Below are 14,652 nucleotides of genomic sequence, written 5' to 3'. Positions count from 1 at the left end.
TCGACTTCCCCCAACAAAGCCGGTCAGCCGTCGAGAGCCCCGCCCTGCGCCAACCTCTCGCGCAGGCTCTTCGGCCTGATGTCTGGCCAATGCTCCTCTACATACTGAAGGCACGCCGCCCGGTCCGCTTCGCCGTATACAACCCGCCATCCGGCCGGCACTTCGGCAAAGCTGGGCCAAAGGCTGTGCTGCTCCTCGTCATTGACCAGAACGAAGAAGGTACCCTTGTCGTCATCGAACGGATTGATGCTCACGTCTCTCCAGGCTAGTCGTCAGACACCGCAAACCATTGGCGAGCCTATCGCAAAGTTACCGCAGCCCATAGGGGTGGGCAAATCGTTACCGAGAGGTTTCCAAAAGGACCATCCTTAGCAAACTTTAGATAGCTAATCTTCTAAATTAACTGTAGCGTCAATTGCGTTTGCCCTTTGCCCTGTTCAAGGCTCGATTGCCTAGATCCGGGACGTTGCGAGCAATCATAACTTATGGGAAATCTGTGAGCTCGCTAAGTATCCGGAAAGCGCGCCTCCCAAAAAATTATCCAAGAGACTGCAGTCGCAGCAAACGTGCTTGCAAAATTTTCAGGCCAGCGAGTCTCGCGCGACAGCAACCCCCGACTGGAATCGCCAAGAATCTGTGACGACACGGTTTGGTCTGGTCACCGGGGTATTACAAACCTCGGTGTATGTTTGCTATATCACAGGTGCTGTCGATGTCACGTAAACTGCCAGCTCGCGGCGCAGGCATGCCGGCGCGCGAGCACTGCAACGGGGCACCCAGCAACCGCCTACGCCAATCTGCAAACCTGGCGGTTCGTCGAGTACTGAGCGCGATGCGCCGCACAGCCTCACGCCATGCCGTAAAAACTTCCGGCTCGACCTGCAACGATCTTGATTAGATTTTTCTGGGCTGCACAGCGAGGGATTGCCGAGGTGAGGCAGCGATATGTTGTCCGTCGACATAGAGGTCCCGTTCGGCGAAAATTCGACGGCACTACTGGGGTACGGGTTGTTTTCAAGATTGCGCTCGAGAGCAATCGCGCTTCTCCTCGAGCGGTAGAGCCGTGAACGTATTTGCAGAACCTGGTTCTCGGCACGGGCATGGTCGTCATGCGAGCACGAGGGGTTGCCGTGGTCAGCGACCTCGATATCAGTCCGCTCGCCGGATTACTTCAGGCGCAGCCGCCGTCCACCGCAAATTCTTGAGAGTTTGCGCAACAAAAGCGTAACGCCCCCGCGGGGAAAGGGTGGATACTGAGAAACCGGTGTTACTCACAGGCGGAATAGAATTTTTGCTTCTAGACTGTTCTCGTAACAGTTCTGGTCTCAGAAATTGATCGAAGCAAGTTTGACTCTCGGAAATCCGTCGCATTCGCAAAGAGCGGGATCTCGTGTCTACTCGTCTCCAGAGCGAACTTGCGAACCGCCGATTGGCGACGAGCCCGCCGGCATGATCGTGAAGAAAACTGGAATACTCAGCATCGCCCCTCCCGGAAAAGGTATACGCACCGCAAAAGAGATCACTTCCATCTCCAGGCGCTTGCCACGCTGAGTTTGCATTTCCAGGCGACCCGGTAGGTATCTAGGAGTCGACAACCACCTGAGGCCACGCTCCACCGCCCGGACAAGGTTCATGACATGACTATACGCCGAACCACCTGCGGTTTTTACGGACCGCGGGGCAGCCGAAGTAATTCGAGTGCACCACAATGCGTTTCGACTGATCGTGGATGCTCGCCCCCCGGTGCTCCAGGAGCGCAGGCCAGGTCAGCGCGGAGTACCCTCGCCTCATGGTGGAACGAGGGGCGCAGCCCCTCCAGATGGTCAGTAACGCCCCGCGCACATAATGCGGTGGAAGCACATCAGTCACTGGAGACCGACTTGAGGTGGTTTCCGCCCGAGGTCATGTCGGGGCCAATTCCCGGGCAGCGTCCGTGCCGGCGGCGCTCCCCGCCTTCGTTGCAAAATACCTACAACCGCCAAGCTCCGGCGCCCCTAACTACCGTTCGCCCAGCACTGCGAATGTGACTGCGCGATCCGAAGTCGGTGCGCCGCGCCGCCTTTCGACCGCCGCTTTACCAGAAGCCACCGACCTGCGTCGTATCGTGAATCTCTTTCGAGCGGCAAACAGCGAATCGGCGGTACTCGGCGTGGAATACTCGTGTCTGTGGGCGCGATGGCAATCGAGGTTGTCGGCATCACGAAAACATTCGGACGAAGCACGCACGCGCTCACCGGCGTCAGCTTTTCGGTGCCGATCGGAACAGTGTGCGGCCTGCTCGGGCACAACGGAGCAGGCAAAACGACCACGATCAACATCCTCTCCACGCTGATCAAACCGACTTCCGGAGGCGCCAGGGTCGCCGGGTACGACATCATCCGTCAGCCGTCAGAGGTGCGCGCCAGCATCGCCACGACAGGCCAATCCACCGCGCTCGATCCTTTGCTGACCGCCCGGGAGAATCTCGTTCTGTTCGGCAGGCTTCGAGGGTTGCGTCGGCGCCAGGCGAGGGCCCGGGCCGACGAGCTGATCGAGCAGTTCGACCTCGTCGATGCCGCAGACCGCGGGATCGCTACCTATTCGGGGGGGATGCAGCGGCGAGTCGACCTTGCCGCCGCGTTGGTCGTGCCACCGCAAGTGCTCTTTCTCGACGAACCGACCGCCGGGCTGGATCCTCGGAGCCGACGTGAGGTGTGGGCGCTGGTCGACTCGTTGGCCGCGCAGGGAGTGACCGTCTTGCTGACGACGCAATACTTAGAAGAGGCAGACGTGTTGAGCGACTCTATCGTGGTCATCGACCACGGCAAGGTGATCGCCAGCGGTACCGCCGAGGATCTCAAACGCAGAGTAGGCACCAGCTACTGCCAGGTCACTCCTGCCAATCCTGCCGACCTGCCCAAAGTCGCAGCCGCGTTAGCCGATCAGGAGCGGGTCGAGGTCGACACCGACGCGAGTTCTGTATCGGTATTTGCGCCAGATGGGATCGCCACGCTGACGCGGGTGTTCCGCCGCGTCGACTCCCTCGATATCGAACTGGCCGACATCTCGCTACGCAAGCCGTCGCTGGACGAAGTGTTCCTCAACCTCACCGACCGCACAATAACCCCCTCGTGAATGCCCTGGTCGCACTCACCGAACGCTCGTTGCTCGCCGCAGCGCGTGATGGCGAGTTGGTTTTCGAAATAATCTCCCCCATCGCGTATCTCGCGGGATTCAGCGTCGCGCTGCATGGTCTGATAGACACCGGAAGTCTGAGCTATTCGCAGTACCTGGTTCCTGCCGTCGTCGTGCAGTCAATGATTTACGTCGGGCTCGTCACCGCGGACCGCGCCGTACGCGACCGAGTGTGCGGCTTCGGGCGCCGGTTGCAGACGATGCCCATCGCTTCGGCGGTACCCGTCACCGCGCGCATGGCCGCCACCCTCCTCAGAGCGGTCTTGGTACTCACGGTGGCGATAGCGGGTGGCTTTGTCATCGGCTTCCGGATAAACGGCGGGCCGATGTCCGTCGCCGCATTCGTCTTCTTCTCACTGTTGCTGTGCCTGGCTGTCGGCTTAGGCTCCGACGCTCTGGGATCGCGCTCCAACAGTGCTTACGGTGCCAGCTACATAATTCTCGTCTTCTCGCTTCTCATGTTCATGCTCTCTACCGGAATCGCGCCGGAAGAGACCTTCCCCGAATGGCTGCGCCCCTGGGTGCGCAACCAGCCGGTGTCCCAAGTTGCCGAGACGCTTCGCAGCCTCGGGAGCGGTCATATTGCAATCGCAAACGCCGCCGCGAGCTTGGCCTGGTGTCTTGGCATGGTGCTTGTTTTCGGTGCGATCACTGTGCGAATGCAGCGGCGGGAGCCTTGATGCCGCCGGCAGAACCTCATGGGTCGCTACTGATCGAGACCTGGTTGCACGCCGGCCGCATTCTCACGCGCTTGCGGCGCGACCGATTTGTACTCATGGGTTCGCTGCTCCTCCCGATCTCTTTCTTGACTCTCTACGAAGTAGTGTTGGGCGCTAGGGTGCAGCAGCTCACTGGCGAGAGCAGCGTTTATGGCCTCGTGCCGATCTGCGCAATTCTTTCGGGCCTCTTTGGCTCTCTCGGCAACGCAGCCAGCGTCGCGTTGGACCGGGAGTCGGGCTTGCTAAGCCGGATCTGGGTGCTGCCGATACATCGCGCGAGCCCGCTCCTCGGACGGGTCCTCGCAGAGGCTGTTCGCGCGCTTGTCGGGACCCTTTTGATAGTCCTGTTGGGGATGCCTCTGGGCCTGCGCTTCGCGAATGGGGCGCTCGCGGCGCTCATTTTCTTGTTGATCCCCGCCGCAGTCGTAGTTGGATTCACATCATTGGTGCTTGCCCTCGCCATTCGACGAAATGCCCGCACGCTGATGGCCTGGCTGATCTCCGTCACCATCGCGTTGGCGTTCATCAACCCAGGATTTTCTCCGATCGAAACATTTCCGCCGTGGATTCAACCGTTCGTTCGAATGCAACCGATGTCGCCGCCCGTGGAGACAATGCGGGCACTAGCCAGTGGGGGGCCAATTGCATGGTCGCTGACGATGACCCTGCTGTGGACCATTCTGCTGCTCGCTGCTTTCACCCCGATAGCTGTCCGAGGCTTTCGGGCGGCTGCCGAGGCGAGCGCCTGATGACATCCCGCGCGCATCCCGTACGGCAAATACGCCATCAGGGCGTCGCGAGACCACCGGCCTTCACGAAACGTCAAGTGACGCACCGATCTACACAACTGGCGTACTGGATCAAACGCCGATCATCTACTTGAATCCGAAGGAAGACGGGCCAAAGGTCAAATCCTCGACCGCGTCGATGTAACATCCGTTTTCAGGGCCGAACGCCGGGGGAGGCACTGCCGCATGAACGAGCAGACACAGCAAGGCACACCGAAGGTCAGCGTCGTTTCAGTCACCTACAACCATGAGGCGTACATCCGCGATGCCCTAAACGGATTCGTGGCGCAGAAAACTGACTTCCCTGTGGAAGTGATTGTCGCAGACGACGGCTCGACTGACGCTTCGCCAGCCATCATTCGCGACTATGCCACCCGTTACCCCGAACTGTTCCGCCCCATCCTTCGGTCGAAGAACGTCGGCGTGAACGCAAATACCAAGGACGCACTGTCATCTGCTCGCGGGGAGTATGTGGCCTTATGCGACGGGGATGACTACTGGACCGACCCGATGAAACTCAGTAAGCAGGCCGCGTTCCTTGATGAGCACCCCGACATAGCAGTGTGCTTCCATCCGGTTCGAACGATATGGACCGCCGGCGACTATGACGAGTCGACCAAACTGCAAGACGTGCTGCGCACGTTAGAGCGCGTGGTGTTTCCGGAGTTTCCGCCGTTCTTCTGGGCCGGTGACATGAGCTTGAATACTCTGATCTCACGCAACTTCATCCAAACCAACGCGGCGATGTACCGCCGTCTCGATAACTATGGTGGTATTCCAGCTGATGTCATGCCCTTGGATTGGTTCCTCCATGTTTGGCACGGCGCCACCGGTGGGATCGCGATGTTGAGCGAAACCATGGGCATCTATCGACGTCACCCGAAGGGCATCTGGTGGGATGCCACCGTCAATCCGGCGAAGTTTTGGCAAAACTACGGCCCTGGACATCTCGCCACTCTTGAAGCGATGCTCGATCTTTTCCCTGACGACCCCGTGCGTGAAGCCATCATTGCCAAGAATGCGAGCAGATTTCTTGGTCGTATCGCACATTACGTTCCAGGTGAGACAGGGCACGCGCTGCTCTACGACCTTGTCCAGCAACATCCTCGGATCGCCATGCTCGCTTTGAGGCATCGATCTTCAAAGCGCAGCCGTGCGCAGGTCGATTCTCGGTGGCAGACGATGAAAGCTGTTGTCAAAGACACGCGACGAACGCTGCGATTGTCGCGCGATCCCTAGCCGGCCCACTCTAGAGCTGGCATCCGGGCGCTCAGTCCGCAGTCGGCTTACTGACAATGTAGAGCACTGAACTATGTCCTATCCCATGCCGCTCAAAGACCTCAGCGCCGAACGTCTCGACATCTAACAGCTGTACGTCGAAACCTCCGGCCCGCAGCCGCGAACATAGGGTAGAGCGGTCATAGAGGCGAACATGATCACCTTGGGCGAAGCGGCGCCAACGTTCATTAGTATCCGTCACTGTCGGGTCTTCATCGAAGCTGCCTTCGGGTGCCACCGGCGTCATGACGATGCCCTGCGCACCCGGGGACGAGATTCGGAACAACTCGCTTATCGCCTTGGCATCGTCCGCGACATGCTCCAAGACGTGCGAGCAAATGAAGAAGTCGAAGGAAGCGTCCGCGTATATCGGCATGTCGGTGATATCCACTTTGTCGTCCGCGTTCTTCATTGCGATGTCCGCTGAGCGGTAGCGAAGATCCGCACGCCCGCGCAGATACTCCCCGAGAGCTCTTGAGGGTGCAAAATCGAGTACACGTCTGACGCGGTCGGGCGGCACAAAGCGGTCGAAGTAGAGCTTGTAAAGCCGTTCGCGGTCAGCCGAGATGCACACCGGACAGAGATACCGCCGATGATTCAAGGTTTCGAAGTCATCGAGTGTGTACGGGTATTGGTGCTTTCCGAGGGTCCGCCCCAACCTTCCGGTGATGCTGAAGAAGCGAACGTGATTACCGCACACATTGCAGTGATCTGGTCCCGTGAAGATGACGCGACGGACAGCGCGCCCGGGACGTCGCAGAGTGTCGTTCAGCATTCGCTCATTAAACAGGACACCTGACGATCAAGTCGCCGTGGCCGCTACGGGAGAGTCGAGTTCTATGGCGCGCCGCGGACGACGTCTTGAGCCCCGATTTTTGAGATCGATCGGATTCTGTCAACCCTGTGACGGAGTGGTCTCCGAATCACGACATCGCACCGGTCGCCGACACACTCTGGTGTTAATCTCGACTTCGTGCCCGATCGTGAAAGCCCAATACGTTTAGGGATTTTGGGCGCAGCCCGCATTGCGCCGCTATCGGTAATCCAACCCGCCAAGAAGAACTCCGAAGTGGTCGTGTCGGCGATGGCGGCACGTGACTCAACTCGCGCACAGGCCTTCGCTGAAAAATACGGCATCGCGCGCACGCACAGCAGCTATGGATCGTTGATCGCGGATCCTGAGGTCGATGCGATTTACAACCCGCTGCCAAACGGACTTCACGGCAGATGGACTCGTGCAGCTCTCGAAGCCAACAAACATGTGTTGTGCGAGAAGCCCTTCACGGCTAATGCGGACGAAGCACGCGATCTAGCCACCTTGTCCGCGGCGTCTGACCGCGTCGTGATGGAGGCTTTCCATTATCGCTATCACCCCCTGACCCTACGTGTCGAGGAGATCCTCCAGTCGGGGGAGCTTGGAACGTTGCGGAGAGTAGAGGCAACAGTTTGTTTCCCTCTCCCGAAATTTTCCGATATCCGGTACGACTACTCGCTCGCCGGTGGAGCCCTGATGGACGCCGGCTGCTATGCCGTCCACATGGTTCGCACCTTTGGTGGTTCCACACCAACTGTCGTTTCTGCAAGAGCCAAGTTGCGTGATCGACAGGTGGACCGAGCTATTACCGCCGAGCTGCGCTTCGCAGACGGCCCCACCGCGGGTATTCGCTGCTCCCTGTGGTCCACCGATCTGATGCAAATCAATGCAAAGGTGATAGGTGATCGTGGTCAGCTCCGCGTAGTCAACCCAGTCATGCCGCACACGTTCCACCGGCTCATCGTCCGCTCTGAGAGCGGCAAGCGTAAGGAACGGTTCCCAAAGCGCTCTTCGTATGAATATCAATTGGACGCATTCGCCGGCGCAGTTCTGCGCGGCGAACACGTGCAAACAACGCCGGAAGATGCCGTGGAGAACATGACCGTCATCGACGAGATTTACCGAGCTGTGGGTCTGCCGCTGCGTCAGCCAACGTGTTTCGACTGACCAAAGGTATTGAAGCAAAGCATGCGCGACAGCTTCCGCAGTATTCGGGAAGCCACCGAATCAGACCTCCGCGGGGTATTTCCCCGCCCAGTGCGGCAGAGCTGACGTGCCCGCTCTGCGGCTAGTTTTACCTGGACACGAGATTGGTAGCGGGGCGTGTCGACTCGAAGTGAGGAGAACCCCCGGGTGGGGTGTGGCTTGTCTAAGGCCCATTACTGTCCGGAGGTTCTCGTGTCCCACCGTAATGCGCGCACTACGTCTCGCGGCCGACAGCTGATCGTTGAGGGGTTCGCCCAGGGTTGGCCGAAGGCCCATATCGCCGCTGCTATGGGTATTTCGCGAAAGTGTGTCGGGACATGGTTTGCCCGGCATGCGGCCGAGGGCGAAGCCCGCCTGGGCCTGCATGATCGTTCGTCGCGGCCACACCGCATGCCCACTCACACACCAGATGCTTTCGAGGACCAAATCGTGACACTGCGCCGGGCTCAGCGGTGCGGGCCCGAGGTGATCGGCGCTGAACTCGGCGTGGCAGCGCGCACCGTGTCGCGGGTGCTGCGGCGCCGGGATGTGTTCTATCTACGCGACTGCGACCCCATGACCGGAGAACTGATTCGCGCGTCCAAGACCACAGCCATGCGGTACGAAACAACGCCCGGGCGGGTCGCCGATCTCCACGGCCAGCCCGAAGGCGGTCAACGTCGCGACACCGCGGATGCAGCCCAGTCGGTGCACCACCGGGGTGAACTCGCTGTCAGCGGCCAACTTCGTGATCGCCTCATCAAGACGATCGCGTCGATCCCGGCAGGCCAGTGTCGCTTCGAACGCAGCCTCGTAGCTCAGCTGCAGGGCCGAGTTCTCGAACCGCTGGGTACCTAGCCATGCTTCGTGTCGGGTGGTCCAGGCGTTCCCGCCGTAGTAGTGACCGCGCTCACTGAAATTCCCCACTGACGCTCATCGAAATTCCCCACCCGTGTGGCTCCGCCGAGAAGGGCGGGCCTCCCTCGAAGCTGCTGGTGTCTGACGCCAGTTGCTCCACCGAAGGAGGCCCGCTTTCTCATGCTCACATGGGAGGACGATTTGGAAGTACATGCCCTGGCCAAGCGTGGTTGGACGATCTCAGCGATCGCCCGCCACACCGGCTTTGACCGCAAGACGGTCCGTAAGTATCTGGCCGGTGACGGCCAACCGGGAGTGCGTGCCCACCCCGGTCCGGATCCGTTCGATTCGTTCGTCGACTACGTCACCGCGAGGCTGACCGAGGACCCGCACCTGTGGGCACGCACGCTGTTCGACGAACTCGAGGACCTGGGGTTTGCGCTGTCGTATCAGAGTCTGACCCGCAACATCTGCACCCGTAAGCTACGCCCGGCCTGCGAAGCATGCCGCACGGCCACGCAGCGCCCCAACGCGGTGATCCCACACCCGCCGGGTGAGGAAACCCAGTGGGACTGGCTGGAATTGCCCGATCCACCGCAATCGTGGGGCTGGGGCAAGACCGCGCACCTGCTGGTCGGGTCGCTGTCCCATTCCGGGAAGTGGCGCGGCTACCTGGTACCGAGCGAGGACCAGCCGCACCTGGTCGCTGGCCTGGACCGCGTGAGCCGCGGTCTGGGCGGGTGCATCCGGAAGTGGCGGTTCGACCGGATGGCCACCGTCTGCGACCCGGGCTCGGGCCGGGTGACCGCGTCGTTCGCCGGGGTGGCCAAACACTACGGGGTGGCGGTGGCGGTCTGCCCGGCCCGGCGCGGCAACCGCAAGGGCGTGGTGGAGAAGGTCAATCACACCGCCGCGCAACGCTGGTGGCGCACCCTGGCCGACGACCTGACCGTCGAGGCGGCACAGGCCAGCCTGGATCGGTTTGCCCGGGTCCGAGGTGATATCCGGCTGCGGGCCACCACTGACGGCCGGGCCTCGGTCGCCGTGGTCGCCAAGGCCGAACCGCTTGCTGCGGTGCCGGCGGTGGCGTATCCGGTGATCGTTTCCGAGGCCCGCACCGCCTCGCGGCAAGCGCTGGTGTCCTACCGCGGTAACCGCTACTCGGTACCCCCGGAACTGGCCGCAGCCCAGGTCATCGTGTCGCATCCGGTCGGCGAGCAGTTCTGCGACATCGCCACTACGAGCGGGATCGTGATCGCCCGGCACCGGATGGCCGCCGACGGGCTCGGGGTGATGGTGCGCGACAGCGGCCATGTCATCGCCCTGGACTCCGCGGCGATGGCCACCGCGGCGACCGGACGCCCGCATCGCCGCAAGGAACGCATTCCACCGGGCCCGGCCGCCAAAGCCGCTGCCGCACAACTACTTCAACTCAAGGAGCCATCCGCCGCAGGTATTGAATCTCCAACTCCGTCAACCGATTCCACCGTCATCGATCTGTCCGCCTATGAGCGGGCCGCACAGAACAGGACCATCCAATGACCCCCACCCCACGCACCAACAAGACCACCACGACCACCGCCACGGAGACACCGTCGGTGGCCGCCTCCCGGTATCAGCAGCTGCGCTCGCATCTGGCCGAGCTCAAACTGGCAGCGGCCGCCGAAGCCCTACCGGCGGTGCTGGATCAGGCCGCCGCCGAAGGGCTGTCGCTGACCGTGGCTTTGGAGCGGCTGCTGACTGTGGAGGTCGAGGCCAGCACCGCCCGGCGACTGGCCGGCCGGTTGCGGTTCGCCTGCCTGCCCACCCCGGCCACTCTGGCGGACTTCGACGTCGATGCCGCCGCCGGGATCGACCGCAAGCTCATCGAAGAGCTCGGCACGTGCCGCTACCTGATATCGGCGACCAACATTTTGCTGGTCGGGCCCCCGGTTATCAACGGGTAGCGACACGCTCGAATCTATGTATGTAACAAGGGGGTTGATGCTGGGCAAGTCATCGTTGTTGCCGGTTTATCGGCGGGTGTTCTTCGACGTGAAGGAACGGCAACGATGGCGTATCCGGTGGCAGTGTCTCCTGCGGGAGGGCAGCGGACCTGGACTGTGCTCGGCGGAGACTATGCAACGGTCGGTCCGGTCGAGGAGTGGATAGAGGCCCACCGGCACCTGTGGTCGCCGAACACGGTGCGCGGGTATGCGACGTCGTTGGCGCAGTGGTGGACCTTCCTGGAGCAACGCGGGCAGACAGATGCCTGGCGTGATGTCGGTGTCCCCGCATTCACGGCGTTTCTGTCCTGGCAACGCAACGACCGCACAGTTGAGCACCGGCTGGTCGAGTCGGACCAGAAACCGAGTGCGGCAACACTGGAAATCCGCCTCGCAGCGTTGATTTCGTTCTACCGCTGGCATCAGGCAGTGTCCGGTGTGGCGGTGGCAGGACGGCTCCTTCGAGGAACACCGCGGCACCGACCGGCCCGCGGCTTGCTTGCGCATCTGGATACGCGGTCGGCCCCGGCGGCGGCATCGCTGGTGCGCGTGCGCCGCGACCGCCGCCGCGACAGACCACCCTTGCTGCTGCCCGCGCAGATCCAGGCCATCCTGGATGGCTGCGCGGTCTTCGATGCCGAGTCCGGGTCGTGGCGAGGAAATCTGCGGGACCGGTTCGTGTTCGCCCTGCTGGCCGAAACCGGCATGCGACTCGGGGAGGCCCTGGGCCTGCGGATCGGTGAGTTCGTACTCGGCCGCGGCGAGACCGCGTATGTGCAGATTGCGCCCCGCGCCGATAACCCCAACGGGGCACGGGTGAAGATGATGCGACCGCGACGAATCTATGTCGGGGCCGACCTCGAGCGGCTGTTCGCCGACTATCTCACCGACATCGCCTGCCGGGCAGCCGAATCCGGTATCGCTCTGACTGATGCGTCGCCGTTACTGGTGAATGTTTTCCGACCACCGATGTTGGCCGCATTGCGAGAGACGACGGTCCGAGAGAAAGTGGCCACGCTGCGACGGCGCTGCATCGGGCCACCCGGGTGGACGCCGCACTGGTTCCGCCACACCCATGCCACCGCCTTATTGCTCGCCGGAACACCGGAGTGGGTGGTCTCCCGGCGTCTTGGCCACGCCCATGTGCAGACCACCCTGGACCTCTACGGCTGGGTCCGCGACGACGAAGCCCTGCGAGCAGCAGCCAACTGGGCGTCCTACGCCAGCAGCTGGCAGGTGGCCGAATGATCGACGAGCACGGCCACCTGCGCCTGCGCAGTGCCGCACACCTCGATCCGATCTGGCGGCTCTGGGACGAACTGCCAGCGCAGTGGCGCGGCCCCGTGCTCGGGCCGGGCATCCCCAACTGGGCCTCGATCACCGAGAACGATTGGCCGCATCTGGACCTGAGCGGGCTGCCCGACCCGTTCGCTGCGGAACTGGCGTGGATGGCGCACTGGCAGGCCAGCGACGGCACCCGCGTCTCGGTGTTGGCAATGGCGCAGCTGGCCAACATGATTCGGCGGGCCGACACCGCGGGCCGTGATTACCCCTCATCGATCCGGACGATGGATTACGACGCCGCCGCGACGTTGCAGAGCTGGTTCTATCTCAGCAGGGGCAAGCGACTGCCCTCCCCCCGAGGCCGAGGCCGGGTGCACGCACTGTTCGGCTTCGCCCGGCATGCTTTGATCGCCGCCAGCCACGACGGCCCGTGGTGGCAGCTGGACGTCTGGCACCCGCGCTGCGATCCGCGGATCCCACTGACCGATCGTGAACCAGTCGCCAACTACGGCTGCTCACCGGGAGACATCCAACTGCCGTGGTTGCGGGCCGCGGTGAAGTGGCACCTGGGCACGATGCTCGAATCCGGGGCGCTGCGCTGGACCAGCGTCAGCCAGGAACGCATGCGCAGCTTCCGCCGATTCGACAACTGGCTGACCGCCAGTTTCGATGACCCCACCGAGATCCTGGGCGACCCGACGAGCGCGGTCGAACAGGCGGCCGCATTCGGACGGTGGACCGCCGTGGCCGCCAACCGCGTCACCCGCCAATCCGACACCCGCCACCTCGGACGAACCGTGCCGATCCGGGGAATCAACGACGACCTGCGAGCGGTGGCCGGCCTTCTGGACTTCGTCGCCGCCAACCCAGCCGAGGCTCGCCGCATTCTCGGCGTCGAGCCCTGGCATCGAGTGAGCGCCGCCCACGCGGCCAGCTGGTTCGGCAGAGTCACCCGGATACCGCACCAACGCGGATTCAACGACGCGAACTACATCGACGACCACGCGCTCGCGCAGATCACCGCGGCGCTACCGCTGATCGGATTGCCCCGCACCGAGCAGATGACCATCACCCGCGACGACGGCACCACCATCACCGCCAACGGGCTCGACGACCCGCAAGCAATGCGAATGATCCTGCTGCAGATCCTCACCGGCCGACGAGCCAGCGAAATCCGCACCTGCGACTTCGACTGCCTTTCGGCTGCACCCGCCACCACCACAGCCGCGGGCGACGACCAAACACTGAACAGGTTCCGCTACGCACAAAGCAAGATCGACGTCGCACCCGACACCATCCTCGTTGACGACGAGGTCACCGAAGTCATTGCCGAACAACACCGTTGGATACACACCCAGCATCCCGACGGCACCAGGCGGTATCTGTTCGCCCGGCGCCTGGGCAACCGTCGCGGCGACAAACCCTACCCATCGGGCACCTACAACTGGGTGCTGCGCACCCTCAGCGACCTCGTGCAGATCACCGACGCCAAGGGCCAGGTCGTGCGTTTGAGCCACACCCACCGCTTCCGCCACACCCGACTGACCCGGCTGGCCGAACTCGGGTTGCCGATCCACGTCCTGCAGCGCTACGCCGGGCACGCCACCCCCACCATGACGATGCACTACATCGCCGCCCGCGACGAACACGCCGAGCAGGCATTCCTGGCCACCGCCAAGCTGCGCGCCGACGGCACCCGCATCCAACTCAGCAGCGACGACCACGACAGTCTGCACCTGTTCCGCCGCGCAGACCGGTTCCTGCCCAACGGGTGGTGCATGCTGCCACCGCTGCAATCCTGCGACAAAGGCAACGCCTGCCTGACCTGCTCGGTTTTTGTCACCGACCACACCCACCACGACGTGCTGCAGCGCCAACTCCGTGAAACCGCCGACCTGATCGACAGAGCGACAACAGAATTCGAGCAACGACACGGACATCCCATGCCCGGCGACAACGTCTGGCTGATTCGCCGCCGAGCTGAACACTCCGCGCTCACCAAGCTCCTAGCCGCCCTGGACGACAAGCCCGACGGCGCGGACGCCCAGTGTCATCGAGCCAGCACCGGACCCATCCCGCTGACTCTCGACCTAACCGCCCACCGCAGGAGCACCCCATGACCGACTCTCGACAACGCCGCATCACCGCACTCACCGAGGCAGCGAAAGTCAAGTCGCAGAACAAAACCCGAGACGCTGAACAGGCCATCCGCCGACTGATCAAACGCGGCGACCCGATCACGTTCCAAGCCGTGCAACGCGAAGCTGGCGTCTCCCACGCCTTCCTCTACAACCACCCCGAACTGCGCACACGCATCGAGCACCTGCGCGGCACCCGCCGCAAAGCTTCTGCCGACCAGCCCGTCGACGCCGACAACACCCTCGTCATCACCCTGACCCGCCAGATCGCCGAACTCAGGAAACAGCACCGCCAGCAACTGCAAGCCCTACGCGACGCCCTCGAACGAGCACACGGAGAGAACCGCGACCTGCGACGCGAACTGGCCCGCCGCGGCATCCACCCCTCACCCAACGTCGCATCAATCGCAACAACGTCCTGAACAGGTC

At 62.5% G+C, this 14,652-nt stretch carries 12 protein-coding genes and 3 pseudogenes; 11 read left to right on the top strand and 4 right to left on the bottom strand.

Features of this window, described 5'->3' with window-relative positions:
• Nucleotides 1-23: 23 nt before the first annotated feature.
• Together CEX87_RS18540 and CEX87_RS27670 are read right to left on the bottom strand one after the other, a co-directional pair.
• Nucleotides 24-254, bottom strand: coding sequence for an MbtH family protein (locus CEX87_RS18540; protein WP_094288538.1), 231 nt, complete (start codon nucleotides 252-254; stop codon nucleotides 24-26).
• Between the two features lie 1,140 nt (nucleotides 255-1,394).
• The gene (locus CEX87_RS27670; RefSeq protein WP_094288536.1) at nucleotides 1,395-1,634 is read right to left on the bottom strand and encodes a hypothetical protein; all 240 of its coding nucleotides are present in this window, start codon (nucleotides 1,632-1,634) and stop codon (nucleotides 1,395-1,397) included.
• A gap of 532 nt (nucleotides 1,635-2,166) precedes the next feature.
• Between CEX87_RS27670 and CEX87_RS18530 the strand changes: the two genes are divergently transcribed.
• The 4 genes from CEX87_RS18530 to CEX87_RS18515 all read left to right on the top strand — a co-directional run bounded on the left by CEX87_RS18530 (nucleotide 2,167) and on the right by CEX87_RS18515 (nucleotide 5,920).
• A complete protein-coding gene (locus CEX87_RS18530; RefSeq protein ID WP_233151436.1) occupies nucleotides 2,167-3,114 on the top strand; it encodes an ATP-binding cassette domain-containing protein in 948 nt (315 codons plus the stop codon).
• Entirely contained in the window at nucleotides 3,111-3,854 is a 744-nt protein-coding gene (locus tag CEX87_RS18525; protein WP_094288534.1) for an ABC transporter permease, read from the top strand. The genes CEX87_RS18530 and CEX87_RS18525 overlap by 4 nt, the downstream gene beginning before the upstream one ends.
• The gene (locus CEX87_RS18520) at nucleotides 3,854-4,642 is read left to right on the top strand and encodes an ABC transporter permease (protein ID WP_094288532.1); all 789 of its coding nucleotides are present in this window, start codon (nucleotides 3,854-3,856) and stop codon (nucleotides 4,640-4,642) included. The genes CEX87_RS18525 and CEX87_RS18520 overlap by 1 nt, the downstream gene beginning before the upstream one ends.
• Before the next feature lie 225 nt (nucleotides 4,643-4,867).
• Entirely contained in the window at nucleotides 4,868-5,920 is a 1,053-nt protein-coding gene (locus CEX87_RS18515; protein ID WP_094288530.1) for a glycosyltransferase family 2 protein, read from the top strand.
• 31 nt (nucleotides 5,921-5,951) lie between these two features.
• Here the strand turns inward: CEX87_RS18515 and CEX87_RS18510 are convergent, their stop codons facing one another.
• Complete coding sequence (locus CEX87_RS18510) at nucleotides 5,952-6,734, bottom strand: methyltransferase domain-containing protein (protein ID WP_094288528.1); 783 nt, start codon at nucleotides 6,732-6,734, stop codon at nucleotides 5,952-5,954.
• Nucleotides 6,735-6,932: 198 nt separating this feature from the next.
• On the opposite strand from CEX87_RS18510, the gene CEX87_RS18505 reads away from it, so the two are divergent.
• On the top strand, nucleotides 6,933-7,940 hold the full coding sequence (locus CEX87_RS18505) for a Gfo/Idh/MocA family protein (protein WP_233151435.1): 1,008 nt from the start codon (nucleotides 6,933-6,935) through the stop codon (nucleotides 7,938-7,940).
• Nucleotides 7,941-8,171: 231 nt separating this feature from the next.
• Nucleotides 8,172-8,612: pseudogene (locus tag CEX87_RS18500) on the top strand (leucine zipper domain-containing protein); the annotation flags it as partial.
• On the opposite strand, the pseudogene CEX87_RS27665 reads toward CEX87_RS18500, so the two are convergent.
• A pseudogene (locus CEX87_RS27665) lies at nucleotides 8,601-8,858 on the bottom strand (IS110 family RNA-guided transposase); the annotation flags it as partial. The pseudogenes CEX87_RS18500 and CEX87_RS27665 overlap by 12 nt on opposite strands.
• Nucleotides 8,859-8,996: 138 nt before the next feature.
• On the opposite strand from CEX87_RS27665, the gene CEX87_RS18495 reads away from it, so the two are divergent.
• The 5 genes and pseudogenes from CEX87_RS18495 to CEX87_RS18475 all read left to right on the top strand — a co-directional run bounded on the left by CEX87_RS18495 (nucleotide 8,997) and on the right by CEX87_RS18475 (nucleotide 14,645).
• Complete coding sequence (locus tag CEX87_RS18495; RefSeq protein ID WP_094288526.1) at nucleotides 8,997-10,358, top strand: Mu transposase domain-containing protein; 1,362 nt, start codon at nucleotides 8,997-8,999, stop codon at nucleotides 10,356-10,358.
• Nucleotides 10,355-10,747 (top strand): annotated as a pseudogene (locus CEX87_RS18490) (ATP-binding protein); the annotation flags it as partial. The gene CEX87_RS18495 and the pseudogene CEX87_RS18490, both read left to right, overlap by 4 nt.
• A gap of 120 nt (nucleotides 10,748-10,867) precedes the next feature.
• Nucleotides 10,868-12,049 carry a tyrosine-type recombinase/integrase gene (locus CEX87_RS18485; RefSeq protein ID WP_094288524.1) on the top strand — a complete coding sequence of 394 codons (1,182 nt, stop codon included), beginning with the start codon at nucleotides 10,868-10,870 and terminating at the stop codon, nucleotides 12,047-12,049.
• Nucleotides 12,046-14,205, top strand: coding sequence for a tyrosine-type recombinase/integrase (locus CEX87_RS18480; RefSeq protein ID WP_094288522.1), 2,160 nt, complete (start codon nucleotides 12,046-12,048; stop codon nucleotides 14,203-14,205). The genes CEX87_RS18485 and CEX87_RS18480 overlap by 4 nt, the downstream gene beginning before the upstream one ends.
• Nucleotides 14,202-14,645 carry a DUF6262 family protein gene (locus tag CEX87_RS18475; RefSeq protein ID WP_094288520.1) on the top strand — a complete coding sequence of 148 codons (444 nt, stop codon included), beginning with the start codon at nucleotides 14,202-14,204 and terminating at the stop codon, nucleotides 14,643-14,645. The genes CEX87_RS18480 and CEX87_RS18475 overlap by 4 nt, the downstream gene beginning before the upstream one ends.
• Nucleotides 14,646-14,652 lie beyond the last annotated feature (7 nt).

Source organism: Mycobacterium lehmannii (genome assembly GCF_002245535.1).
GTDB lineage: Bacteria > Actinomycetota > Actinomycetes > Mycobacteriales > Mycobacteriaceae > Mycobacterium > Mycobacterium lehmannii.
Note: the sequence above shows the minus strand (reverse complement) of the source record. Positions and strands in the feature narration are given on the sequence as shown.